This window comes from Bosea vaviloviae (genome assembly GCF_001741865.1).
In the GTDB taxonomy this organism is placed as follows: domain Bacteria; phylum Pseudomonadota; class Alphaproteobacteria; order Rhizobiales; family Beijerinckiaceae; genus Allobosea; species Allobosea vaviloviae.
Genome location: NZ_CP017147.1, coordinates 764,304 through 788,789, shown reverse-complemented (window position 1 = coordinate 788,789; position 24,486 = coordinate 764,304). Strand labels below are relative to the sequence as shown.

At 66.2% G+C, this 24,486-nt stretch carries 21 protein-coding genes, 1 tRNA gene and 1 riboswitch; of the genes, 17 read left to right on the top strand and 5 right to left on the bottom strand.

Translation table 11 applies throughout. The features are described from left to right. Positions 1–341: 341 nt before the first annotated feature. The 4 genes from BHK69_RS33380 to BHK69_RS03680 form a co-directional block, all read right to left on the bottom strand. Positions 342–1,022: a cold-shock protein gene (locus BHK69_RS33380; RefSeq protein ID WP_069688926.1), complete on the bottom strand. Its 681-nt coding sequence runs from the start codon at positions 1,020–1,022 to the stop codon at positions 342–344. A 135-nt stretch (positions 1,023–1,157) separates the two neighbouring features. Further along, entirely contained in the window at positions 1,158–1,859 is a 702-nt protein-coding gene (locus BHK69_RS03690) for a carbonic anhydrase (RefSeq protein WP_069688925.1), read from the bottom strand. Positions 1,860–1,929: 70 nt separating this feature from the next. After that, positions 1,930–2,244 carry a DUF167 family protein gene (locus BHK69_RS03685; RefSeq protein ID WP_069688924.1) on the bottom strand — a complete coding sequence of 105 codons (315 nt, stop codon included), beginning with the start codon at positions 2,242–2,244 and terminating at the stop codon, positions 1,930–1,932. Positions 2,245–2,256: 12 nt separating this feature from the next. Beyond that, complete coding sequence (locus tag BHK69_RS03680) at positions 2,257–2,547, bottom strand: YggT family protein (protein ID WP_069688923.1); 291 nt, start codon at positions 2,545–2,547, stop codon at positions 2,257–2,259. Between the two features lie 133 nt (positions 2,548–2,680). Here BHK69_RS03680 and BHK69_RS03675 point away from each other — a divergent pair. Further along, a tRNA-Ala gene (locus BHK69_RS03675) sits at positions 2,681–2,756 on the top strand. A 399-nt stretch (positions 2,757–3,155) separates the two neighbouring features. Next, on the top strand, positions 3,156–3,605 hold the full coding sequence (locus BHK69_RS03670) for a Ros/MucR family transcriptional regulator (RefSeq protein ID WP_069688922.1): 450 nt from the start codon (positions 3,156–3,158) through the stop codon (positions 3,603–3,605). A gap of 131 nt (positions 3,606–3,736) precedes the next feature. Here the strand turns inward: BHK69_RS03670 and BHK69_RS03665 are convergent, their stop codons facing one another. Then, entirely contained in the window at positions 3,737–4,333 is a 597-nt protein-coding gene (locus tag BHK69_RS03665; RefSeq protein WP_069688921.1) for a hypothetical protein, read from the bottom strand. Between the two features lie 190 nt (positions 4,334–4,523). Between BHK69_RS03665 and BHK69_RS03660 the strand changes: the two genes are divergently transcribed. The 15 genes from BHK69_RS03660 to BHK69_RS03590 all read left to right on the top strand — a co-directional run bounded on the left by BHK69_RS03660 (position 4,524) and on the right by BHK69_RS03590 (position 24,441). Continuing rightward, positions 4,524–5,492, top strand: a complete 969-nt coding sequence (locus tag BHK69_RS03660) for a LysR family transcriptional regulator (RefSeq protein WP_342029744.1) — start codon at positions 4,524–4,526, stop codon at positions 5,490–5,492. 231 nt (positions 5,493–5,723) lie between these two features. Then, positions 5,724–6,221 (top strand): NAD(P)H-dependent oxidoreductase subunit E, encoded by a 498-nt coding sequence (locus BHK69_RS03655; protein WP_069688920.1) that lies wholly within the window; start codon positions 5,724–5,726, stop codon positions 6,219–6,221. Continuing rightward, on the top strand, positions 6,218–7,801 hold the full coding sequence (locus BHK69_RS03650; protein WP_069688919.1) for a formate dehydrogenase beta subunit: 1,584 nt from the start codon (positions 6,218–6,220) through the stop codon (positions 7,799–7,801). Before BHK69_RS03655 ends, BHK69_RS03650 begins: the two co-directional genes overlap by 4 nt. 10 nt (positions 7,802–7,811) lie before the next feature. Next, positions 7,812–10,694 (top strand): formate dehydrogenase subunit alpha, encoded by a 2,883-nt coding sequence (gene fdhF / locus BHK69_RS03645; protein WP_069688918.1) that lies wholly within the window; start codon positions 7,812–7,814, stop codon positions 10,692–10,694. After that, positions 10,681–11,523 carry a formate dehydrogenase accessory sulfurtransferase FdhD gene (fdhD, locus tag BHK69_RS03640; RefSeq protein WP_069688917.1) on the top strand — a complete coding sequence of 281 codons (843 nt, stop codon included), beginning with the start codon at positions 10,681–10,683 and terminating at the stop codon, positions 11,521–11,523. The genes fdhF and fdhD overlap by 14 nt, the downstream gene beginning before the upstream one ends. After that, positions 11,520–11,789, top strand: a complete 270-nt coding sequence (locus tag BHK69_RS03635) for a formate dehydrogenase subunit delta (protein WP_083269103.1) — start codon at positions 11,520–11,522, stop codon at positions 11,787–11,789. The genes fdhD and BHK69_RS03635 overlap by 4 nt, the downstream gene beginning before the upstream one ends. 99 nt (positions 11,790–11,888) lie before the next feature. Beyond that, the gene (locus tag BHK69_RS03630) at positions 11,889–13,547 is read left to right on the top strand and encodes an OFA family MFS transporter (protein WP_069688916.1); all 1,659 of its coding nucleotides are present in this window, start codon (positions 11,889–11,891) and stop codon (positions 13,545–13,547) included. Between the two features lie 358 nt (positions 13,548–13,905). Beyond that, positions 13,906–15,135 (top strand): GTP-binding protein, encoded by a 1,230-nt coding sequence (locus BHK69_RS03625; RefSeq protein ID WP_069688915.1) that lies wholly within the window; start codon positions 13,906–13,908, stop codon positions 15,133–15,135. Positions 15,136–15,190: 55 nt separating this feature from the next. After that, positions 15,191–17,395 (top strand): TonB-dependent receptor, encoded by a 2,205-nt coding sequence (locus BHK69_RS03620; protein ID WP_069688914.1) that lies wholly within the window; start codon positions 15,191–15,193, stop codon positions 17,393–17,395. Positions 17,396–17,441: 46 nt separating this feature from the next. Further along, positions 17,442–17,638: riboswitch (cobalamin riboswitch) on the top strand. 127 nt (positions 17,639–17,765) lie between these two features. Then, a complete protein-coding gene (locus BHK69_RS03615; protein WP_069688913.1) occupies positions 17,766–18,578 on the top strand; it encodes a class I SAM-dependent methyltransferase in 813 nt (270 codons plus the stop codon). A gap of 29 nt (positions 18,579–18,607) precedes the next feature. After that, positions 18,608–20,194, top strand: coding sequence for an ABC transporter substrate-binding protein (locus BHK69_RS03610; RefSeq protein WP_083269102.1), 1,587 nt, complete (start codon positions 18,608–18,610; stop codon positions 20,192–20,194). Then, on the top strand, positions 20,191–21,120 hold the full coding sequence (locus BHK69_RS03605) for a DMT family transporter (RefSeq protein ID WP_069688912.1): 930 nt from the start codon (positions 20,191–20,193) through the stop codon (positions 21,118–21,120). Before BHK69_RS03610 ends, BHK69_RS03605 begins: the two co-directional genes overlap by 4 nt. Next, positions 21,117–22,070 carry an ABC transporter permease gene (locus BHK69_RS03600; RefSeq protein WP_069688911.1) on the top strand — a complete coding sequence of 318 codons (954 nt, stop codon included), beginning with the start codon at positions 21,117–21,119 and terminating at the stop codon, positions 22,068–22,070. Before BHK69_RS03605 ends, BHK69_RS03600 begins: the two co-directional genes overlap by 4 nt. Next, positions 22,067–23,026 (top strand): ABC transporter permease, encoded by a 960-nt coding sequence (locus tag BHK69_RS03595; protein ID WP_083269101.1) that lies wholly within the window; start codon positions 22,067–22,069, stop codon positions 23,024–23,026. Before BHK69_RS03600 ends, BHK69_RS03595 begins: the two co-directional genes overlap by 4 nt. Then, positions 23,023–24,441 (top strand): ABC transporter ATP-binding protein, encoded by a 1,419-nt coding sequence (locus BHK69_RS03590; protein ID WP_069688910.1) that lies wholly within the window; start codon positions 23,023–23,025, stop codon positions 24,439–24,441. Before BHK69_RS03595 ends, BHK69_RS03590 begins: the two co-directional genes overlap by 4 nt. The last annotated feature ends 45 nt before the right edge of the window (positions 24,442–24,486 follow it).

The following is a 24,486-nucleotide window of genomic DNA, read 5'->3' as shown; positions in this document are numbered from 1 at the left end:
CGCGGAAATGCTCTACCTCCTTGTTTTATCGCATTTTCTTCACGCGAACCGGTATCCACTTCGCTCGAAAATGCTCTAGGATCGCCAGACATGCTCTGAAACACGCCGTCATCCTGGGCGACCGCAGGTCGTCCCGGGATCCATCATAGGGCATGGACGGCGCCCTCCGATGGATCCCGGATCTGCGCGGCGGAGCCTGTCCTTGGGCCGGCCGAAGGCCGGACCCGAGGGCCGCTTGTCCAGGATGACGACGTGGTTCTGAACCAGATCAAGTCTGTGACCAAAAAAACGAAGCCCGCCGGCGTGACCCGGCGGGCTTGGATATCTATCGCGTCGTCGTCTCAGATGAAGCTGACATTGGCCGCTTCGGGGCCTTTCTTGCCGGCGCGGATCGAGAAGCGTACGCGCTGCCCGTCCATCGGCGGCTGCAGGCCACTGCGGCCGAGCGATGAGACGTGCAGGAACACGTCCGGCCCGCCCTTATCGGGGGCGATGAAGCCAAAGCCGCGATCGGAGTTGAAGAACTTCACGGCGCCGTCGAACGGGCCTTCCATCGGGCCGCTGTCGCGGCTGGCAAAGCCGCCGCGATCACCGCCGCGGTCGTTGTAGCCGCCGCCACCGCCATAGCCGCCACGATCGCCACCGCGATCATTGTAGCCACCGCCGCCATATCCACCGCCGCCGCCGAAATCGTCACGCGCCGGGCGCGGCGAGAAGGGACGGGGCGCGCGGTCGGAGCGGGGCGCTGCCGGCTGCGCGGTCGAGGCGTCGATCTCGTGAACGGCGACGACCTGCAGGCCGCGCCGGCCCTCGCCGAGATCGGCGATGATCGTCGCGCCGGGCTGAAGGTCCTGCTGGTCGAGCGGACCGAGGGCCGAAACATGCAGAAAAACGTCGCCGGAGCCGTCGGCCGGCGACGCGAAACCGAACCCCTTTTCAGGGTCGAACCATTTGACCTTGGCTTCGATATTCTCGTGGGTGACGAAAGGCTGGGCAGCGGGAGGCTTGCGACGATCGAACATGGAGCTTCAAGAATGCGGTGATCGGAAGGCCGTAATCTAGCGCAAGCCGATCCGGTCGTCATCGGGGGCACGAGAGGAAATTATCGCGCCCCAAGTTGCATCCTTCACCCGCACGAGGCTGCCCGCGCGAGGCTCTCAGCCCGGCTCGTCGCAGCGGATCATCTGCACCTTCTTCGGCATCTCGCCGACTGCCGGGACGAACTGCCCGGTTGCCGGATCGAGCAGCATCAGCACGCCGGTCGCCACCGCGAAATAGGCGCCGTGCAATTGCAGGCGGCCCTTGCCTTCCAGGATCTGCACGCAAGGGAAGGTGCGCAGATTGGCAAGCGATTGCTGGATCGAAGCGAGCGAGAGCCGCTCGACATAATCCTCGAAACTCTCATTGCGGCCGCGCCCGCCGGTGCGCTGCGCCGCGGGGCCGATCAGCGTGATCCATCTGCCGATGAAGTCGCCGGGCGAGAGCGGGCCTTGCGTATCGTCGGCGAAGGCGCGGATGCCGCCGCAGCGGCCATGGCCGAGCACGACGATATGCTCGACCCGCAGCGCCTGCACGGCATATTCGAGCGCAGCCGAGGTGCCGTGGAGCTGGTCGTCGGGTGAGAAGGGCGGCACCAGATTGGCGACGTTGCGGGCGACGAACATCTCGCCCGGTCGCGCGTCGAAGATGATCTCGGGCGAGACGCGCGAATCGCAGCAGCCGATCAGCATGATCTTCGGCGTCTGCCCGCTATCGGCAAGCTCCTCGTAGCGGCTCTTCTCGCGGTCGAAACGGTCGTCGAGGAAGGCGCGATAACCTTCGGTCAGGCGCTCGGGGAATAGGGGCGCTGGCTTGTCCATGCCCTTCTCGAACAGGATGCGAGGGCTTTCGTCAAGCGCATGTTGCGTCGCAGCGTTGGGCGAAAACCGGTCACCCGGCTGCGAGAAATGCCGCCAGCCGCGCCAGAAGCGTCGCCGAATCGCCCTCCAGCAGCACGGTTTTCGAGCGGGCCGAGGCGCCAGCGACCAGCGTCACCCGCGAGCGCGGCAGGCCCAGGAGCTTGGCCAGCAACGCGACCAGCGCCGCATTGGCCTCGCCATCGCTCGGCGAGGCGCGGACCCTGACCTTCAGGACCTCGCGCCCATCGGCCAGGGTTTCGACGCCGTCGAGCCCATCGCGCCCGCCACGCGGCGTCAGCCTGACGGAGAGGAGGAGGCCGTCCGGCGATTCGCGCCAGGCCGGCACGCGGTCCCCAGTCTAGAAGACGGCGGGGTAGATGTAGCGGACAATGATGCTCTGGATGAAGAAGATCAGCAGCAGGAGGATGATCGGCGAGATGTCGATGCCGCCGAGATTGGGCAGGCGTTCGCGGATCGGCCGCAGCGCCGGCTCGGTGATCTTGTAGAGTGAATCCCAGACCGTCGCGACGAACTGGTTGCGCGTGTTGACGACATTGAAGGCGATCAGCCAGCTCAGCACGGCCGATGCGATCAGGAGCCATGTGTAGATGTTCAAGGCGAGCATCACCACATCGAGAACGGCACGCATCGGCATTCCTCTTGAGAATCAGTGTTGACCGGCAGCGTGATGCTTCCGCCGACTCCGCGACGACGTCATGCGCGAAGTCGTGGTGCGGGTGATTGACATCCACGCGACGCACGGCCTAGAAGGCCAGCGCCTTGGGGCTGTAGCTCAGATGGGAGAGCGCTGCAATCGCACTGCAGAGGTCAGGGGTTCGATTCCCCTCAGCTCCACCAGGCTTTTCTCGTAGATCGTTGAAAGGCCTGGTGGATGTCCAGGCTGCGGGGCAGGCGGTAGGCTGCTGCTTGGGGCAGGCCGCCTCTTTGGGTAGGCCGCCTCTTTGGGTAGGCCGCCTCTTTGGGTAGGCCACCTCTTGGGCAAGCCCCTCGCCCAATGCTTTGGCTCAGCCCCGTTTCATTGTCGGCGCGCGCGAGTGGCGCTGTATTTCCTGATCGTTGATGGCGCCGCGGCGGGTAACGGCGTTCTGTGCTGGCAGGTTGCTCCCGCACTGGGCGATCTGCATTTGCGGCTAGAGTTTTCGGACAGCTAAAGATGCCGACTTCTCTATAAGGCCTTGCTTCTGCCTTGATGTAGAGCAATATTGTCACTTATTGTCTCAAGTCTAGGGTCGAAGAATGTCCGACGATAGCGAAGCGCTTATTGGCCTCTCAGCGATGGTTGTCGCGGCCTATGTCGCGCATAACAATGTTCCGCGCGCCGATCTGCCCGGCTTGATCGCCAGCACTCATGCCGCCCTGGCCGGTCTCGGCGAGGAGCCGGCTGCCGCTCCCGCAGGGCCGCTCGTGCCGGCCGTGCCGATCAAGAAGTCCGTGACGCCCGATGCCATCATCTGCCTGGAGGATGGCAAGGCGTTCAAGTCGATGAAGCGGCATCTCGGCGTCTCCTACGGCATGACGCCGGCTGAGTACCGCACGAAATGGGGCCTGCCGGCGGATTATCCGATGGTCGCGCCGAACTATGCCGAGGCGCGCTCCGCTCTGGCCAAGACGATGGGCCTCGGCCGCAAGGCCGCCGCCGCGCGTTCCACCCAGCCGGCCCGTCGCAGCAAGAAGGTCCCAGCCTGATCGGTTGCTTTCGCGGGAACCCGCGAAAGCCTGTTGTCGCATATGGACGCCGCGCTCTTCGCGCGGCGTTTCGTTTTGATGGGCGGACGTGCTCGGCGACTCTGCTGATTTGGCGGCTCTGCTGATACGCGTCACCGGTCAGGTGGAATGGCACCCTCGAAGCCGATCGTCATCACGGCCTTCATCTCGCCGGTGTTGTGCGGCCCGACAGGCTGGAGCCTGAGGTCGCGGAGCTTGAAGTACAGAAACCCGTTGATCTCTGACACGGTGACGATGCCGGCATTGTCCGCGCTGGCCCAGCCTCTGATCTTCTTGTCCGTCAGGTCGTCGAAGGTCACTTTGACCGCCTTCGCGGACGAGGCGACCTTGCTCCCGGCCTTGTAGTCGCCCACAGCCGGGCGTTCGATGCCAAAATCCATGGTCATGATCGTGAGCTTGCCGGCCTCGACGCCGACGAATGTCTGGCTGGTCGAGACGAAACTCGCCTTGTAGTCGTAGCGGGTCCTGGATGGATTGGCGATCTCGGCCACCACCCGGCCCGTGCCGAACCAACCATTTGGGCCGCTGTAAAGCTTGCTCTTGGGGTTCGTGTAGCGGTCGTCCGGCGCGGGAAGATTGTCGTTCCAGCTCTCGGTTGCCAGGTCTCGCTTGATTGTGGGGGCGGGCGTCTGGGCATGCGCGCTGGTGCAGCCGAGCGTCAGCAGGACGAGAAGGATCAATCGCTTCATCGGTGGGTCTCCACTGGATTGCCGTCCCGTCAGCCTATACCGAAAACCGCGATAGGATCGGGCTGCCGTCCAATCGCTGTCTGTGCGTTTCGGGAGGGCGAGCTTGCACGCCAGCGTGCGGGCACAGTAGCTCTTGATGCGTCAGAAGCTCTTGGTACGTCAGAAGCTCTTGGTACATCAGATCTTGGGCGTGCGCCTGTTTCCGCTCGCCGTGCCGCCAACCCATTCGGGCTCTTCCGCCGCCATGATCATCCGTCAGTTGATCTATCTCGATGCGCTGGCCCGCGAGAAGCATTTCCGCCGGGCGGCCGAGGCATGCCATGTCTCGCAGCCGACCTTGTCGGCAGCCATCGTCCAGCTCGAGGAGGAGCTCGGCGTGCTGATCGTCGAGCGCGGGCGGCGCTTCCAGGGGCTGACCAAGGAGGGCGAGGTCGTGCTCGCCCATGCAAGGCGCATCCTCGCCGAAGCCGACCTGATGAAGGAATCGATCGCGGAATTGAAGGAGGGTGTCAGCGGCCGCATCAGATTGGGCGCGATTCCGACCGCCCTGCCGATGATCGCCCATATCACCGCGCCGTTCTCCTCGCGCTATCCGGCGGTCTCCCTGACCGTGCTGTCGCTGACCTCGAACGAGATCCAGGATCGTATCGACAATTTCGAGCTCGATGTCGGCCTGACCTATCTCGACAATGAGCCGCTCGACCGGGTGATCTCGAAGCCGATCTACCAGGAATCCTATGTGCTGCTGACGCGCGAGGACGGCCCGCTCGGCGGCTATGAGACCATCTCCTGGGCGGAAGCGGGCGAGCTCAAACTCTGCCTGCTGACCTCCGACATGCAGAATCGGCGCATCATCGACGGCATCTTCCGCTCGGTCGGGCTTGCTCCGAGGGCGGCGATCGAGACCAATTCGATCTTCAATCTGTGCTCGCATGCCGGCATCCAGGGTGTCTCCAGCATCGTTTCGCTGCAGTTGCTGGAGTTCTTCGGCGTGCCCTTGGGCACCAAGGCCTTGCCGCTGGTCGAGCCTGAGGCGCAGCGCACGATCGGCCTGATCGTCGCCGATCGCCAGCCCTTCGCGCCGCTGGCCCGGAACCTCTTGATGATGTCGCGGCCGGTGCCCGAAGCGGCGCTGCCGCGGCGACCGATTGTGCGATAGTCGAGGCCTATCGTCCTCCGCCGGCGAAACGATGCTGCGCCGCAGAATGAGGTGATAAGCCAAGATTATCGCAAGCCGATTGAAAATTACGCCCGTCTCAAAGCGCTGACCGACGATTTATGATAGCCACAGACTATCATTCAGTTGGAACAAACGATTTGAAATCATTCCAGTATGGACCACCATTCATCAAAAGCGATCGTCGGGTGAACCGCGTCGGATGGAGGAATGATGGCCGGATACTCCGCCTGGGACCAGGATAGCGCGCGCTCGATCATTGCGGGCCTCGCGCATCTCGAAGGCGCGACGCTGCCGATCCTGCATGCGCTGCAGGACGAGTTCGGCCATGTCGATCCGCAGGCGGTGCCCTTGATCGCCGAGGCTCTGAACCTGTCGCGGGCCGAAATCCATGGCGCGATCTCATTCTATCACGATTTCCGGACCGCCCCGCCGCCGCGGCGCGTGATCAAGCTCTGCCGCGCCGAGGCCTGCCAGGCGCTGGGCTGCGAGGCACTGGTCGCGCATCTGGCGCATGATCACGGCATCGCGGTCGATGATCGTGAGACTGGAGCGGATGTCGCGGTCGAGACGGTCTATTGCCTCGGCAATTGCGCGCTGGGACCCGCCGCGCTGGTCGATGGCGAATTGATCGGGCGCGTCGATGCCGGCCGGCTCGCCGAGCTCTGCGGCTCCTTGGCGGGCGGTTCTCACGCCGGAGCCCGCGCATGAACCAGTCTCCTGTCAAAATCTTCGCTCCCATCAAGATCTTCGTGCCGATCGATGCCGCTGCGCTGTCGGTCGGGGCCGAGGGCGTCGCGCAGGCAATCCTTCGCGAGGCGCAGGCGCGTGGCGTCGCGATCGAGCTCGTCCGCAACGGCTCGCGCGGCATGCTCTGGCTGGAACCTTTGGTCGAGGTCGAGACCGCGGAGGGGCGTATCGCCTACGGCCCGGTGGCGGCGAGGGATGTCGCTGCTCTGTTCGAGGCGGGGTTCCAGTCCGGCGGCGCCCATGCGCTGCGATTGGGCGTCACCGAAGAGCTCGACTGGACGAAGCGCCAGCAGCGCCTGACTTTTGCGCGCATCGGCGTCACCGACCCGCTCTCGCTTGCGGATTATCGCGCCCATGGCGGCCTTGCCGGGCTGGAGACGGCGCTGACGCTGGCGTCGAGCGAGATCGTCGAGACGGTGAAGGCCTCCGGTTTGCGCGGGCGCGGCGGCGCGGGCTTCCCGACCGGCATCAAGTGGAAGACGGTGCACGACGCGCAAGCGGAGCAGAAATACATCGTCTGCAATGCCGATGAGGGCGACAGCGGCACCTTCGCCGACCGGATGCTGATGGAGGGCGACCCCTTCCTGCTGATCGAGGGCATGGCGATCGCTGCCGTCGCTGTCGGCGCGACCAAGGGCTTCATCTATCTGCGCTCGGAATATCCGCATGCGCATCGCACCCTGCAGCGCGCCATCCTGAAGGCGGAGAATGGCGGCATCCTGGGCGATAGCGTGCTGGGCTCGGGCCATGCCTTCCATCTGGAAGTGCGATTGGGAGCCGGCGCCTATATCTGCGGCGAGGAGACCTCGCTGCTCGAAAGCCTGGAGGGCAAGCGCGCGCTGGTGCGGGCCAAGCCGCCGCTGCCGGCCCTGCAAGGGCTCTTCGGCAAGCCGACGGTCGTCAATAATGTGCTCTCCTTCGCGGCCGTGCCCTGGATTCTCCAGCATGGCGCAAAGGCTTATGCCGATTACGGCATGGGCCGCTCGCGCGGTACCTTGCCGGTACAGCTCGGCGGCAATGTCAGACGCGGCGGTTTGATCGAACTCGCCTTCGGTATCTCGCTGCGCGAGATCATCGAGGATATGGGCGGCGGCACGCTGTCGGGCCGGCCGATCCGCGCCGTGCAGGTCGGCGGGCCGCTGGGCGCTTACCTCACGGCGGGTCAGCTCGACGTCGCCATGGATTACGAGGCGCTGGCGAGCATGAAAGCCATGCTCGGCCATGGCGGCATCGTCGTTTTCGACGATACGGTCGACATGGCCAGGCAAGCCCGCTTCGCCTTCGCATTCTGCGCCAAGGAATCCTGCGGCAAATGCACGCCCTGCCGCATCGGCGCGGTGCGCGGCGTCGAGGTGATGGACCGCATCATCGCCGGCACCGAGCGCCCGAAGAACATGGCGGTCCTGCGCGATCTCAACCGCTTGATGACCGACGCTTCGCTCTGCGCCATGGGCGGCTTGACCCCGATGCCGGTGATGAGCGCGCTGAACCATTTTTCCGAGGATTTCGACCGGCCGCTCCCTGCTTTGGCCGCCGAATGAGGAGCCTGTCATGAGCCTGATCAAGGAGATCGATTTCGGCACGCCGATCCGCGTTTCCGAAAAGCAGGTCACGCTGACGATCGACGGGCAGAGCGTCACGGTCCCGGCCGGCACCTCGGTGATGGCGGCTGCGATGAGCGCGGGAACCAAGATTCCGAAGCTCTGTGCCACCGACATGCTCGAGCCCTTCGGCTCGTGCCGGCTCTGCCTCGTCGAGATCGAGGGCCGGCGCGGCACGCCGTCCTCCTGCACCACGCCGGCGGAGGAGGGCATGGTCGTTCGCACGCAGACCGAACAGCTTTCGACGCTGCGCAAGGGCGTGATGGAGCTCTACATCTCCGACCACCCGCTCGACTGCCTGACCTGCTCGGCCAATGGCGATTGCGAATTGCAGGACATGGCGGGCGCAGTCGGCCTGCGCGAGGTGCGCTATGGCTATGAGGGCGAGAACCATGTCTTCGCCAGGACGGCGGATGGCCTCGCCAATGAGAACTGGTTGGCCAAGGACACCTCCAACCCCTATTTCACCTATGATCCGACGAAATGCATCGTCTGCAATCGCTGCGTGCGCGCCTGCGAGGAGGTGCAAGGCACCTTCGCATTGACGATCACGGGCCGCGGCTTCGATTCGCGCGTCGCTCCGGGTCCGACCGATTTCCTGGGTTCCGAATGCGTCTCCTGCGGCGCCTGCGTGCAAGCTTGCCCGACGGCGACGCTGATGGAGAACAGCGTCATCCAGATGGGCCAGCCCGAGCATTCCAAGGTCACGACCTGCGCCTATTGCGGCGTCGGCTGCTCGTTCAAGGCCGAGATGCAGGGCGACAAGGTCGCCCGCATGGTGCCCTACAAGGACGGCAAGGCCAATGAGGGCCATTCCTGCGTCAAGGGCCGCTTCGCCTGGGGCTATGCGACCCATAAGGACCGCATCACCAAGCCGATGATCCGGGAGAAGATCACCGACCCCTGGCGCGAGGTGTCGTGGCAGGAGGCGATCAATCATGCGGCCTCCGAGTTCAAGCGCATCCAGTCGCGCTATGGCCGGGAATCGCTCGGCGCCATCACCTCGTCGCGCTGCACCAATGAGGAGGTCTTCCTCGTCCAGAAGCTGGTGCGCGCCGGCTTCCGCAACAACAATGTCGATACCTGCGCCCGCGTCTGCCATTCGCCGACCGGCTACGGCCTGAAGACGACGCTGGGCACTTCGGCCGGCACGCAGGATTTCAAATCGGTCGCCAAGGCCGATGTCATCCTGGTGATCGGCGCCAACCCGACCGACGGCCATCCCGTCTTCGCCTCACGGATGAAGAAGCGCCTGCGCCAGGGCGCCAAGCTGATCGTCGCCGATCCGCGCCGGATCGACATGGTGAAGTCGCCCCATATCAAGGCGGAACACCATCTCCAGCTCCTGCCCGGCACCAATGTCGCGCTGATCAACGCGATCGCTCATGTCGTCGTCACCGAAGGGCTGGTCGCCGAGGATTATGTCCGCGAGCGCTGCGACCTGGCCGATTTCGAGATCTGGGCCCGCTTCATCGCGCGGGCGCATAATTCGCCCGAGGCGAGCGAGGAGTTCACCGGCGTGCCGGCGGCCGATGTCCGCGCCGCGGCGCGGCTCTACGCCACCGCCGGCAATGGCGCGATCTTCTATGGGCTTGGCGTCACCGAGCACAGCCAGGGCTCGACCATGGTGATGGGCATGGCCAATCTCGCCATGGCGACGGGCAATATCGGGCGCGACGGCGTCGGCATCAATCCGCTGCGCGGCCAGAACAATGTCCAGGGCGCCTGCGACATGGGCTCCTTTCCCCATGAGTTCACCGGCTACCGCCATGTCTCCGACGATGCGACGCGCCAGATCTTCGAGATGATGTGGGGCGTGCCGCTCGACGTGGAGCCGGGCCTGCGCATCCCCAACATGCTGGACGAGGCGGTCGGCGGCACCTTCAAGGCGCTCTATGTCCAGGGCGAGGACATCGCCCAGTCCGACCCCAATACGCAGCACGTCACCGCCGGCCTGTCTGCGATGGAATGTGTCGTGGTGCAGGATCTCTTTCTGAACGAGACGGCGAAATACGCCCATGTCTTCCTGCCGGGCTCCTCCTTCCTGGAGAAGGACGGCACCTTCACCAATGCAGAGCGCCGCATCAACCGCGTCCGGCAAGTGATGGCGCCGCTCTCGGGCAAGGCCGAATGGCAGGTCACGATCGATTTCGCCCGGGCGCTTGGCTACGAGATGGCCTATGCGCATCCCAGCGAGATCATGGACGAGATCGCGCGGCTGACGCCGAGCTTTGCCGGGGTGAGCTATGACAAGCTCGACAAGCTCGGCTCGGTGCAATGGCCCTGCAATGAGAAGGCCCCGACCGGCACGCCCCTGATGCATGTCGACCGCTTCGTGCGCGGCAAGGGCAAGTTCATGATCACCGAATTCGTGCCCACCGAGGAGCGCACCGGGGCGCGCTTCCCGCTGATCCTGACGACGGGGCGCATCCTCTCGCAATATAATGTCGGGGCGCAGACGCGGCGCACCGCCAACTCCGCCTGGCATGACGAGGACGTGCTGGAGATCCACCCCTTCGACGCGGAGAATCGCGGCATCAAATCAGGCGATCTCGTCGCACTCGCCAGCCGCTCGGGTGATATTTCCTTGCGCGCCGAGGTCTCGGAGCGGATGCAGCCCGGCGTGGTCTACACGACCTTCCACCATGCCGAGACCGGCGCCAATGTGATCACCACGGATTTCTCGGATTGGGCGACCAATTGCCCGGAATACAAGGTCACGGCGGTCGAGGTCAGGCGGACGAATTATTATTCGCAATGGCAGGAGCGCAACCGCGAGGAAGACATCTCGCTGCGCCAGATCGCGGGGCGCTTGCCCGATGCCGCGGAATAGCCCGCCCGCCCAGCCGCCGGCCTCCTGCGCCGTGCCGGCCGAGCCGGTCCGCTTCGATGGCGGCGGGGGCCTGGCAGTGAGCGCTGAGGTCGCCGTCGAGGCGCCGGTCAGCATCGTCTATGGCAACCTGCCCTATGCGGTGATGATGGCGACGCCGTCGGATCTCGAGGATTTCGTCGCAGGCTTCAGCCTGACCGAGGGCATCGTCACCGGCATCGACGAGATCAGGGGCATCACGATCCAGCCGCAGCCGGACGGCATCCTCGTCACCGTCGATCTCGCGCCCGGCCGTTTCCGCGAGCATCTGGCGCGGCGGCGCAATCTCTCGGGCCGGACCTCATGCGGGCTCTGCGGCGTCGAGACGCTCGCCGAACTGCCGATGGCGCGGGCGGGAGCGCGGGAGGGGAAACCGATCGCGCGGAGCACCATCCATGCGGCGCTGGCGAGCCTGGAGCGTCACCAGCCCTTGAACCGGCTCACCCATGCCGTCCATGCCGCCGTCTGGTGCGACGCTTCAGGCGTGATTCTGGCGGCGCGCGAGGATGTCGGCCGGCATAACGCGCTCGACAAATTGATCGGCGCGCGCCTGCGCGCCGGCCATGAGGCCAGCAGTGGTTTCGTGCTCGTCACCAGCCGCGCCTCCTTCGAAATGGTCGAGAAGGCGGCGATCTTCGGGGCCGGCACGCTGGTCTCGATCTCGGCCCCGACCTCGCTCGCGATCGAGCGGGCGAAGCGGCTCGGCTTGAATCTCGTCTGCGTTGCCCGTGACGATGGCTGCATCGTCTTCGCTGGGGCGCTGGCACCGGAACTGGAGACGCAGGCACGATGAGCGAAGCTGCGTCGTCGACGGAGGCGCGGGACGCCCACAAGGCCGAGCAGTGCGAGAAGCTCGCGCGCATGGCCGGGCAGATCGCCGATTTCTTCAAATCCTATCCCGACGCGCAGGCGGTGCCCGCCATCGCCGACCACATCAACCAGTTCTGGAGCCGGCGCATGCGCGAGGATTTCCTCGCCGCGTTCACCAGCGATTCCCAGGAACTCCAACCCCTTGTGCGGCGCGCCTTGGCGCTGATCAGGCCGGCGCGGGGCGGATAGCGGAGCAGAGCGCGCCCGAAAAAGGCGTGCACAAGGCGATTTCAACGAGCCGGGAGCAACCCGGCCCGATTAGAGAATCTTGGGGAAAAGGGAATTGACATGAGCATCGCACAGGATATCGGGCAGGTCGCGCCTGCCGCGGGTCTGCTGGACCGGGAGAGGATCATCGCGAAGGCCGGCTTCAACCGTTGGCTGGTGCCGCCGGCGGCGCTTTGCATCCATCTTTGCATCGGCATGGCCTATGGCTTCAGCGTGTTTTGGCTGCCGCTCAGCCAGGCCATCGGCGTCACCAAGCCGGTCACTTGTGCGGCCGATGTCGGGCTGATCGGCTCGCTCTTCACCACGGCCTGCGACTGGAAGGTCGCCGATCTTGGCTGGATGTATACGCTGTTCTTCGTGCTGCTCGGCTCATCGGCCGCGATCTGGGGCGGTTGGCTCGAACGCTCGGGTCCGCGCAAGGCCGCCTTCGTCTCGGCGCTGTGCTGGTGCGGCGGCCTCCTGATCTCGGCGCTCGGCGTCTACACCCACCAGCTCTGGCTGATGTGGCTGGGTTCGGGGGTCATCGGCGGCATCGGGCTGGGCCTGGGCTATATCTCGCCGGTCTCGACCCTGGTGAAATGGTTCCCCGACCGGCGCGGCATGGCGACCGGCATGGCGATCATGGGCTTCGGCGGCGGCGCGATGATCGGCTCGCCCTTGGCCGACATCCTGATGAACGCTTTCAAGACCCCGACCTCGGTCGGCGTCTGGCAGACCTTCGTGGTGATGGCGGCGATCTATTTCGTCTTCATGATGGCTGGCGCCTTCGGCTACCGCATCCCGCCCTCAGGCTGGCGCCCGGACGGCTGGACCCCGCCAGCGACCCAGAACGCGATGATCACCTCGGGCCATGTCCATCTCAAGGACGCGCATAAGACGCCGCAGTTCTGGCTGATCTGGGCCGTGCTCTGCCTCAATGTCTCGGCCGGCATCGGCGTGCTCGGCATGGCCTCACCGATGCTGCAGGAGATCTTCGCCGGCTCGCTGATCGGCAAGCCCGAGATCGGGTTTGCGGCGCTCGATGCCGAGCAGAAGAAGCAGATCGCCACGATCGCTGCGGCCTTCGTCGGCCTGCTCTCGCTGTTCAACATCGCCGGGCGTTTCTTCTGGGCCTCGCTCTCGGACAAGCTCGGCCGCAAGTTGACCTATGCGACCTTCTTCGGCCTGGGCATCGTGCTTTACGGGCTCTCGCCCTGGGCCGCCCATGCCGGGTCGCTGGCGCTGTTCGTCGCCTTCTTCTGCATCATCCTGTCGATGTATGGCGGGGGCTTTGCCACTGTGCCGGCCTATCTCGCCGACATGTTCGGCACCCAGTTCGTCGGCGCGATCCATGGCCGGCTGCTGACGGCGTGGTCGACGGCGGGCATCATCGGGCCGGTCGTGGTCAACTATATCCGCGAGGCGCAGATCAATGCCGGCGTGCCGCGCGCTCAGGTCTATGACCGGACGATGTATATCCTCGCCGGCATGCTGGTGGCGGGTTTCATCGCCAATCTGCTGGTCCGGCCCGTGGTGCAGAAATGGTTCATGAGGGATGCGGAAGTCGCGGCCCTCCAGGCCAGGACCGCCAGCGTCGCGGCGAGCGGCCCGCATGGCTCCTTCGGCATCGGCAAGGGTGGCTTCGACGGCACGGCGCTGCTCGCCTGGGCCGTGGTCGGCATTCCGCTGGCCTGGGGCGTCTGGATCACCCTGTCCAAATCGCTGGCGCTGTTCCGCTAGAGCATGCGCCGATCAGGTTACGATGCAACCTGATCGGATTCGGCTCTAGCTAGAGCGTTTTCCCTATGGCTCGAATCGTCATTGCGAGGAGCGATAGCGACGAAGCAATCCAGAAGGTCTCGCTCGACGGCCCCTGGATTGCTTCGCTGCGCTCGCAATGACGAGTCAAGGCGAAGCCCAAATATTGATCCGGATCTAAGGTGCCCCATCCGCTGACGATACCGAGGCCCGCATCATCCGATGCGGGCCTTTTTCTTGGGCGCTTTCCCGGCTGCCTGGGCGGAGCCGTGATTCGCGGGTTGACAGGAGAGTAATGTTATAATGTAACAGAACTCTTCTGCAGCCACCCGGGCCCATCATGCTTCCAGCCTCGCTCCTGACCGACCGCCGCCTGCCGGTGACCGTGCTCTCCGGCTTCCTCGGGGCCGGCAAGACCAGCTTGCTCAACCACATCCTCAACAATCGCGAGGGCAAGCGCGTCGCGGTCATCGTCAACGACATGAGCGAGGTCAATATCGACGCCGATCTCGTGCGCGAGGGCGGGGCGGACCTGTCCAAGACCGACGAAAAACTGGTCGAGATGAGCAATGGCTGCATCTGCTGCACCTTGCGCGACGATCTCCTGAGCGAGGTGCGCCGGCTCGCGGTCGAGAACCGCTTCGACTACCTGCTGATCGAAGGCACTGGCATCGCCGAGCCGTTGCCGATCGCCGCGACCTTCTCCTTCCGCGACGAGGAGGACCGCTCGCTCGACGATGTCGCGCGGCTCGACACGATGGTGACTGTGGTCGACGCCATCAACCTGCTTGCCGATTACGACAGCCGCGATTTCCTCGGCGATCGCGGCGAGACCGCCGGCGAGGGCGATGCGCGCACGCTGGTCGATCTCCTGGTCGAGCAGATCGAGTTCGCCGATGTCGTGGTGATCAACAAGGCCGGCGAGGTCTCGGCCGGGGAGCGCGACAAGGTGCGCCGCGTCGTGCGCGGGCTCAATGCCGATGCCCGGATCGTCGAAGCTGATTTCGGCCGGGTGGCGCTCGACCAGGTCCTGAACACGCGGCTGTTCAACGAGGAGAAGGCGGAAACGCATCCGCTCTGGCACAAGGAGCTGTTCGGCTTCCGCGACCATGTACCGGAGACCGAGGAATACGGCATCCGCTCCTTCGTCTACCGGGCGCGGCGGCCGTTCCATCCGCGCCAGCTGCACGCGCTGATGAATAATCGCTTTCCCGGGGTGATCCGCGCCAAGGGGCATTTCTGGCTGGCGACGCGGCCGCATTGGGTCGGCGAATACTCGCTCGCCGGGCGGATCACGCGGACCGAGGGGCTGGGCAGCTGGTGGGCGGCGGTGCCGAAGGAGCTCTGGCCGCGTTCGGAGGAGTTTGCCTCGCTGATGCGCCGCCACTGGTCGCAGATCTGGGGCGACCGCCGGCAGGAGCTGGTCTTCATCGGCGGGCCGGAGATGGACGAGGCCGTGATCCGCGCCGCGCTCGACGCCTGCCTGACCGGAAGCTCCACGACAGGCCTCTCGAAAGCCCTGCTCGCGCTCGAAGACCCGTTCCCCGCCTGGGACCGGCAGGCGGCCTGAGCTTTCTCTCGCCGCTCACGAGCGGTCGCATAGCCCTTTCGCATCGGATCTTGTCATGACCATCGACCTTGCAGTGGCGCGGCGCGCCGGCATCCTCAGTGCCGGCGTCGCGCTTGGCGCCATCATTGCGGCCGGCGCATTGGCGCAAACCGCCATCGAACTGCCCGAGATCACCGTGACGGCGCCAAGCCCGATCCAATCGCGCAGCCTGCCCGATGCTGCGGCTGCGCCAAGCGGCGACGCGGTAGCGGTCAACCGCAGCTTCTCCTCGGTCACCTTCCTGACCGCCGGCGAACTCCTGCGCAATGGCGGCAGCACGCTCGGCGACCAGCTCGCCAATCAGCCGGGCATCACCAATTCCGGCTTCGCGCCGGGCGCGGCCGACCGCCCGATCATTCGCGGCCTCGATAATTTCCGCGTCCGCATCCAGGAAAACGGCATCGGCTCGCAGGACGTCTCCGATCTCGGCGAGGATCACGGCGTGCCGATCGATCCGCTGGCGGCGCAGCGCGTCGAGGTCATTCGCGGGCCGGGCACGCTGCGCTATGGCTCGCAGGCGATCGGCGGCGTCGTCAGCGTCGACAACAACCGCATCCCGTCATTCCTGATCGCGCCGGGCTTCCATGCCGAGACGCGCTCCTCGGTGTCATCGGTCGATCGCGGTATCGAGAATTCGGCGCTGATCGATGCGCGCTCGGGCCAGTTCGTCGTCCATGGCGACATCTATCATCGCAATGCCGAGGATTATCACATCCCCGGCGGCACCCAGTTCAACAGCTATGTTCGCTCCGACGGCCAGGCGATCGGCGGTTCCTATTTCCTGCCCGATAATCGCGGCTTCATCGGCGTCTCGCTGTCGCATTTCACCAGCCTCTACGGCATCCCCGGCGCCGATGCGCGGGCGACGCGCACCCGCATCGACCTCGAACAGACCAAGCTCGCGAGCAAGGGCGAGTTCCAGATCGATGGCGGCTTCATCGACACCTTGCGCTTCTGGGTCGGCGGTTCCGTCTACAGGCATCAGGAGCAGGGGCTGAACGATGGCGGCGGTTTCGAGACTGCTGCCGTGTTCAAGAATCGCGAGATCGAGGGGCGCGTCGAGGCGCAGCTCAAGCCGCTCGAAACCGGCATCGGCGGGCTGACCTCGGCCTTCGGCCTGCAACTCGGCCGCCAGGAGATCGGCACCTCCGGAGAAGCCGGCGAGCTGTTGCCGCCGGCCGACACCAACAGTGCCGGCTTCTACAATTTCAACGAATTGCAGCTCAGGCCCGGCACCAAGCTGCAGGCCGCCGGCCGCATCGACTATGTCGACGTCAAGGGCACCGCGACGAACTTTCCGGCCGGTTATCTGCCCGGTTTCACGAGCGCTGGGGGCGTCGACCCCGAGACCGGCGCGGCGACGCAAATTGCGACGCCCGACGAGCTGAGCTCGGCCGCCAAGCGCCGCCGCTTCATGCCGATGAGTGCGAGCCTCGGCCTGTTGCAGGATCTGCCCTTCGGCATCACCAGCAGCCTGACCGGCTCCTATACCGAGCGCGCGCCCAAGGCGTCCGAACTGTTCTCGCGCGGCGCGCATGATGCGCCCGGTACCTTCGAGATTGGCGATCCCAATCTGAAGAAGGAGACCGCCAAGACGGTCGAGCTGGGCCTGCGCCGCACAGCAGGTCCCTGGCGCTTCGACGCCTCGCTCTATGCGACGCGCTATGAGGGCTTCATCTATCGTCGGGTCACCGGCGTGCGCTGCGACGATGATTTCGCCAGCTGCGGCACAGGCAACGAATTGACCCAGGTGGTCTACACCCAGCGCAACGCCACCTTCCTCGGCGGCGAATTCAAGACGCAATACGACCTCTTCGAGATCGGTCCCAACGTCTTCGGGGTCGAGGGGCAATACGACATCGTCCGGGCGAAGTTCTCCGGCGACGAGAATGTGCCGCGCATCCCGCCTCAACGCCTCGGCGGCGGATTGTTCTGGCGCGGTGGCGATGCCTGGTTCGCCAAGGTCAATTTGATCCACGCCTTCTCGCAGAAGCGGATCGCGCCCGAGGAGACGCCGACCAGCGGCTACAACCTGCTCAACGCCGAGCTCAGCTACAAGGTCAAGCTCAAGGACGGGCCGCTCGGGCCGATCGAGCTCACTGCGGGCGTCAACGGCACCAATCTGCTCAACGAGACGATCCGCAACGCGGTGTCCTTTCGCAAGGATGATGTCGTGGCGCCAGGGCGCGGCGTGCGCGCCTTCCTGAGCGCGAAGTTCTGAAGGGATGGCGACCGGTCGATCGCGCCTTGTGCGGCGCAGGGCGGTGTGCTTCCTTGGCGAAGTCGGTTCTCGAAAGAGATCAAAAGGGAATCCGGTGGGCGCGCGCAGGCGCGCGATTCCGGAGCTGCCCCCGCAACTGTCAGCGGCGAGCGACGTTCGATCATGCCACTGGGCTTGCCCCGGGAAGGCCGAACGAAGCTTGGACCCGCGAGCCAGGAGACCTGCCGACGTCGTGAAGCCATGCAACCGGGCGGGGTGCCCCGGAAGGAGCTCTGATGACGGTCGCTCACTTGCGCGCTCTGGTCGCGCAACCGGGTTCGAACGGCGCCGAAGCACCGGCCGCGTCCCATCCATGGGAAGCCGGTGACGGATGTCGAATGCTGCCCCCCTAGATGCCGAGGCGGTCGTCTCCAGAGGAGCGAATTTCGGCCTGAAGGACGAAATCCGGGCCTATTGGTCAAAACGCGCCGAGACCTTCGATCTCTCCTATGGCCACAGGATCCGCTCCGATGCCGAGCTGGAGGCCTGGGCGCGATTAATCGCGAGCCATGTCGCGGTCGCAATCGGGGCCAGGGCGCTGGAGCTTGCTTCAGGCACTGGCGAGATCACGCGTGTGCTGCTTTCGCTCGGCTGCAGCGTCGATGCGATCGATCTCTGCGAGCCGATGATCGCCCGGGCGCAGGCGAAGCATGCGAATGCGGCCGTTCGCTTCCACCTCGGCGATGCCGAAAACACGATGATGGCGGACGAGGCCTATGACCTCGTCATCTGCCGGCATCTGGTCTGGACGCTGATCGATCCTGCCCGCGCCTTGGCCGACTGGTTGCGCGTGCTCAAGCCCGGTGGGACGCTCGTCGTCATCGATGGCGACTGGGTCACGCTTTCGCGCAGATCCGTGCTGCTGAAGCGGTTCTCGGGATTGATCGACAGGCTTACCGGGGTCGCCTCGACCTGGGATCAGGCGACGCATCAACGCATCCTGAACGGTGTGCATTTCCGCGACGGCCTGCGCGCGCCGGCGCTCGAGGCGATGTTGCGCGAGGTGGGCTTCGAGGCCCCGCGCATCGGGCCGCTCAGCGGCATCGCGCGCCGGCAATTCGCGACGGCCTCCTGGAGCGAGCGGCTGCGCCTGCTCGCGGCCCAGGGCCAGTCCTTCATCCTGTCCGCCTGCAAGCCAGGCTGAGCTTTTTCACCGTATTGGAGATTGCCCTGATGAATTTGCCGACGATATCGCGCCGCGCCCTGGTCGGATTGGCCCTGGCCCTGCCCGCTATGACCGCGCCGGCCATGATCGCGCCAGCCATGATCGCGCCAGCCATGGCCCAACAGGGCGAACCTGTCCTGCGCGTCGTCGCGCCCTGGGAGTACGCCTCGAACGACCCGGCCGATATCGGCTATATCCTGACCCGCCTCGGGGTCGCGGAGACGCTGGTGCAGGTCGAGCCGGAGGGCCAGCTCGTCGGCGGTATCGCCGAAAGCTGGTCGGTTTCCGAGGACAAGCTGAGCTGGCGCTTCAAGCTGCGCGCGGGGCTGAGCTTTCATGACGGCAACCCGGTGACGGCGCAGGCCGTGGCCGCCAGCCTGAAGCAGTCCTTCATCGGCGAGAGCCTTTCGGCCGTGCCGCTCGACAGCGTGTCGCTCGATGGCGCCGACGTGGTGATCCGCACCAGGACGCCCTTCAGCGTGCTGCCGGCTTTCCTGTGCGATTACGCGTCGATCGTGCTCGCGCCCTCCGCTTACGGCACCGATGGCAAGGTCATCAAGATCGTCGCGACCGGCCCCTACAAGCTCGCATCGATCGACGGCAAGACCTGGATCGACAACAAGACGACGCTGGAGCTCGACCGTTTCGAAGGCTATGCGCGGACCAGGCCCGCCATCGCCAGGCTGCGCTACACGGCGGTGGTCAATGGCGACACCCGCGCCAATATCGCGATCGCGGGGGACGCCGACCTCGTCTATACGCTCAGCCCCACCGCGACGCCGCGGATCAATGCCGCCGGCCAGATGAAGGTGGAGAGCCTGACGATTCCGCGGGTCCGCGCGCTGTTCTTCGACAGCGGATTGCCGCAATTCTCCGATCTTCGCGTCCGCCGCGCCATCGCCATGGCCGTCGACCGCGACGGCATCGCCAAGGCGATCCTGCGCCATCCGGGTTCGAGCGCCTCGCAGCTGCTGCCGCCGATCATGACGGGGTGGCATCGCCAGGGTCTGCCCGCCATCGCCCATGATCCCGCGGCGGCGCGCAAGCTGCTCGACGACGCCGGCTGGATCGCGGCAGGCGACGGCATCCGCGTCAAGGATGGTGTCCGGCTTGCGGCCAAGCTCCTGACGCTGGTCAATCGACCGGAGCTGCCGGTCATGGCTTCAGCCATTCAGGCACAATTGCGTGGGATCGGCATGGAGGTCGCCATCGAGGTCGGTCCCGGCAACAGCGTTCCCGCCGCGATCAAGGACGGGACCATGCAGTTCACGCTGGTCTCGCGCACCTATGTCAATGTGCCGGAGCCGATCGCGACGATCATCCCCGACTTCACGCGCGAGCGCTCGGTCTGGGGGACGGCGCGCTGGGATGGCCGGGATCGGGTCAAGGCCCTGACGGACGCCTATCTCGCGAGCTTCGACGACGCCCGCAAGGACGAGCTGCGGGGGCAGATCATCGCCCTGCTGCACGACCAGATGCCCGTCGTCCCGGTCTCCTGGACCGAACACAGCGTCGCGGTTTCCGGGCGGATCAAGAACGTCGCGATCGACCCCTATGAGATGCGCTATCTGGTCGAACGGATGGCCTGGAAATGAGCATGGCCTCCGGCATCGGCCTCAGATTGGCGGCAACAGTATTGTTCTCGCTGATGATGCTCTGCGTCAGGCTGGCCTCCATCGAGGCGCCGGTCGGCCAGGTCGTGTTCTATCGCAGCTTCGTCGCGTTGCTGCCGATCATGCTCTACCTGGCCTGGCGCGGTGCGTTGCCATCGGGCTTGAAGACGAAACGGCCCTTCGGCCATCTCAAGCGCAGCCTGCTCGGCTGTGTCGCGATGGTACTGTCCTTCATCTCGCTCGCGCATCTGCCATTGGCGAACGCCACAGCGCTCGGCTTCCTCGCCCCGCTGCTGGTGCTGCCGCTGGCCGTGCTCGTGCTCGGCGAGCGGCCGGGCTGGCTTGTGGGCGCTGCCGCCCTGCTCGGCTTCGCCGGCGTCGGATTGATGCTGGCGCCGGCCTTCCAGGGGCCGGCGCTGGATCGCGGCACGCTGATCGGTATCGGCGCCGGCCTGGGCATGGCGCTGACCACGGCGGCGTCCAAGGTGCAGGTCAAGACGCTGACCGAGACGGAGCCGGCGGGTACGATCGCCTTCTATTTCGCGCTGGTCTGCGCGCTTGCCGGGCTCGCGAGCCTGCCCTTCGGCTGGGTCGATGCGCGTGGCCTGGGCCTGCTCGCGCTCATCGGGTCGGGCGTTTTCGGCGGCCTGGCGCATATCGCCATGACGGAGGCGGTGGCGCGCGCGCCGGTCTCGGTGCTCGCGCCGTTCGAATACACGGCGATGCTGTGGGCATTGCTCTTCGATCTCGCGATCTTTTCGGTGACGCCCCAGCCGCTCGGCCTCTTCGGCGCCGCCATGATCGTGGCCGCGGCGGTGGTCGTCGCCTTCGCCGACAAGATCGCGCTGCGCTTTTCGCAGTGCGCCAAGGGCTCCTCCGAGAGCCCGGCCGCGAAGGCGCTGTCATGAGGCCGGCGCTGACGCTGCTCGGGACGCGCGCCACGCAGGCCGCGCTGACGGCCTGGCTGCTGGCGACGCTGTGCTTTGCCTTCATCCATGCCTTGCCCGGCGACATGGCGCTTCGCGTTGCCGCGGCCCGTGTCGGCGACGAGCGGGTGACGATCGAGACGACCGAACGCATCCGCCGCGAGGAAGGGCTCGACCGGCCATTGGCCGTGCAATACGCCGCCTGGCTCGGCCGCGTCGCGACCGGCGATCTCGGCCAGTCGCTGGTTTCGCGCCAGCCGGTGCGGCAGGAGATCGCCTATCACGGTCGTTTCACGCTCGGCCTGGGCGCGCTCGGCTGGCTGGTCTCCTATCTCATCGCCCTGCCGCTCGGCATCGCCTGCGGTTTTGCGCCGGGCGGATGGCTCGACCGCGTGACGACGGGCATCGCCGTGGCGCTTGCCTCGCTGCCGAGCTTCCTCGTCGGCATCGGCCTGATCTCGATCTTCGCGCTCAGCCTGCGCTGGCTGCCGCCGGCGGGCTACCGGACGGGCGCGCATATGGTCCTGCCGGCCTTGACGCTGGCGCTGGGCCTGGCGGCCTTCTCGGTCAGGATCATCCGCAATGCGGTGGTCGAAGTGCGCGGCGCCTTCTACATGACCTTCGCGCGGATCAGGGGGCGCTCGGCCGCATCGGCCTTCCGCCATCACGGCGTGCGCAATGCGGCGATCCCGGTCGCGACCTTTGCGGCCCTGCAATTCGCCTACATGGTCGATGGCTTCGTCGTGGTCGAGATGCTGTTCAACTATCCCGGCTTGGGCGAGTTGCTGGTCAAGGCGCTGCTCGCCCGCGACGTGCCGGTGGTGATGGGCGCGGGGCTGGTGATCGGGCTGGTCTATGCGGGCGTCAACCTGCTGGCCGATCTCGCCTGCCTCGCGCTGGATCCGCGCCAGGCCGCGAGGGCCGCGGCATGAGCAGCCAGGCGCTTTCCGAACTCACCAAGCCTCATTCCGAGGAGCCGCACAGCTCCGTCTCGCAGGATGATCCCGAGCGCGCTGGCGCATCCCTGGAGACGCATTCGTTCCGAACGCTCGCCAGGATGAGGGCTGAGAGGGGAGATGGGTTGAAGGCCGGTCTCGCTTTCCCGCTTGTCCTGCTGGCTGTCGTGGCTGGGCTGGCTATGTTTGGACCATTGCTGTCGCCGCATGATCCCACAGTGCAGGATCTGCTGCATGCGCTCGAAGGGCCCAGCCTCGCGCATCCGCTTGGCACAGACCATGTCGGGCGCGACGTGTTCGCCCGCCTGGCGCATGGGGCGGGCCGCTCGCTGGGGATCGCGCTCGCCTGCGTCAGCGCTGCCACGGGGGTCGGCCTCGGGCTTGGCCTGATCGCCGCCTATGCTGGGCGCTGGAGCGACATGGCGATCATGCGCCTCGCCGATCTGATGCTGGCTTTTCCCGGCATCCTGCTGGCGCTGCTGATCTCCGGCTTTCTCGGCGGCGGCGTGCTGCCGATGCTGATCGGCATCAAATTGACGCTGTGGCCACAATTCGCCCGGATGGCGCGCGCCATCGCGCAAAGCGAGCTCAAGGAGCCCCATGTCGAGGCGGCGCGATTGGCGGGCTTTCCGGCTCGTACTCTGCTGATCCGCCACGTTCTGCCCGCAGTGCTGCGCCAGACCACGACGCTGGCGACGCTGGGGCTGGGGGCCGCAATCATGTCGATCTCGGCGCTCGGTTTCCTGGGGCTGGGCCTGCAACCGCCGACGCCGGAATGGGGCGCGATGATCAGCGAACTCCTGCCTTACATCTCCGAGGCGCCGGTGCAGATGGCGGCGCCTTGCCTGGCGATCTTCATCTCCGTGCTCGGCGCGACCCTGCTTGGGCAGGCTTTGTCGGAGCCCGATTCCGGCAAGGAGATCGAACGATGAGCCCGCCCGCCCTCGTCATCCGCGGTCTCGCCATTCGCGACGGCCATGGCGCGACGGTGGTTGCCGAGGTCGATCTCGAGGTCGAGGCCGGTGGGACGCTGGTCCTGATCGGCGAGACCGGCAGCGGCAAGAGCCTGATCGCGCAGGCGGTGATGGGCCTCTTGCCGCAAGGCTTCACGGCGAGCGGGACGATCGCGATCAACGGCCATGCGGCGGTCGATGCCGGGCAAGCCGGGCTCCTGCGGCTGTTCTGGTCGCGCGAGACCATGCTGCTGCCGCAGGAGCCACGCGCGGCGCTCGATCCGACGATGCGCATTGGCCGTCAGCTCTTCGAGAGGACGGGGCGGGGCGATGCGGTGGCGGCGCTGCAGGCCGTCGGGCTCGCGCCCGCGGTTGCGCAGGCCTATCCCCTGATGCTGTCGGGCGGCATGGCGCAGCGCGTGCTCGTCGCTTCCGTGCTGGTCGGGCACGCGCCGCTGCTGATCGCCGATGAGCCGACCAAGGGGCTCGATCCCGAAAGGCTCGACCAGACGCGCGACCTGCTGCTGTCGCTTGAGCAGGCCGGGCGCGCGCTCCTGGTGATCACGCATGACATCGGGCTGGCGCGCGCGCTCGGCGGACGGCTTGCGGTGCTGCGCGAGGGCCGTATCGTCGAGCAGGGCGAGAGCGAGGCCATCTTCGCAGCGCCGCGCCAACCCTATACCCGCGCCTGGATCGAGGCCGATCCCTCGCGCTGGCGGCCGAGCCTGCGCTGCTGCGCGGTCGATGCTCCGGTGCTTGCCGGCCATGGCCTGCGCTTCGGCTTCCGCGGCCGGCCGGCGCTGTTCGACGGGCTCGACATCCATGTCCCGCGTGGTGGCGTGCTCGCCCTCACCGGTCCCAGCGGCTGCGGCAAGACCACGCTCGGCAATATCCTGCTCGGGCTGCAGGCGCCCGATGCCGGCCAGGTGAGCTGGGCCGGCGCCGACCCCTATCGCGATCGTGCGGCACTGAAGCGCCTGCGTCGCCGCTACCAGAAGCTGCATCAGGATCCCGCCAGCGTCTTCCTGCCCGGCCGCAGCATCGGCCTGCAGCTTGCCGACCTCGCGGAGGTCGCGCCCGAGCTTGATCTCGCCCGTGATCTGCCGCCCTTGCTCGAGCGGCTGCGGCTTGATCCGCGATTGCTGCGGCGCCGGCCAGGAGACGTCTCGGGCGGGGAGGCGCAAAGGCTGGCGCTGGCGCGCATCCTGCTGATGAAGCCGGCGCTGATCGTGGCCGACGAGCCAACCTCGCGGCTCGATCCGCTGGTCCAGCGCGAGACGATCGCGCTGCTACGGGAGCTCGTTGCGGGCGAGGGGGTCGGACTCGTGCTGATCGGGCATGACCGGGCCCTGCTGGCGGCGACGGCCGACGACGTGATCACGATCGGGCGGTGAAATTCCGCAGTGCACCCCTTGTATTGTGCGTTGCAACATACGATC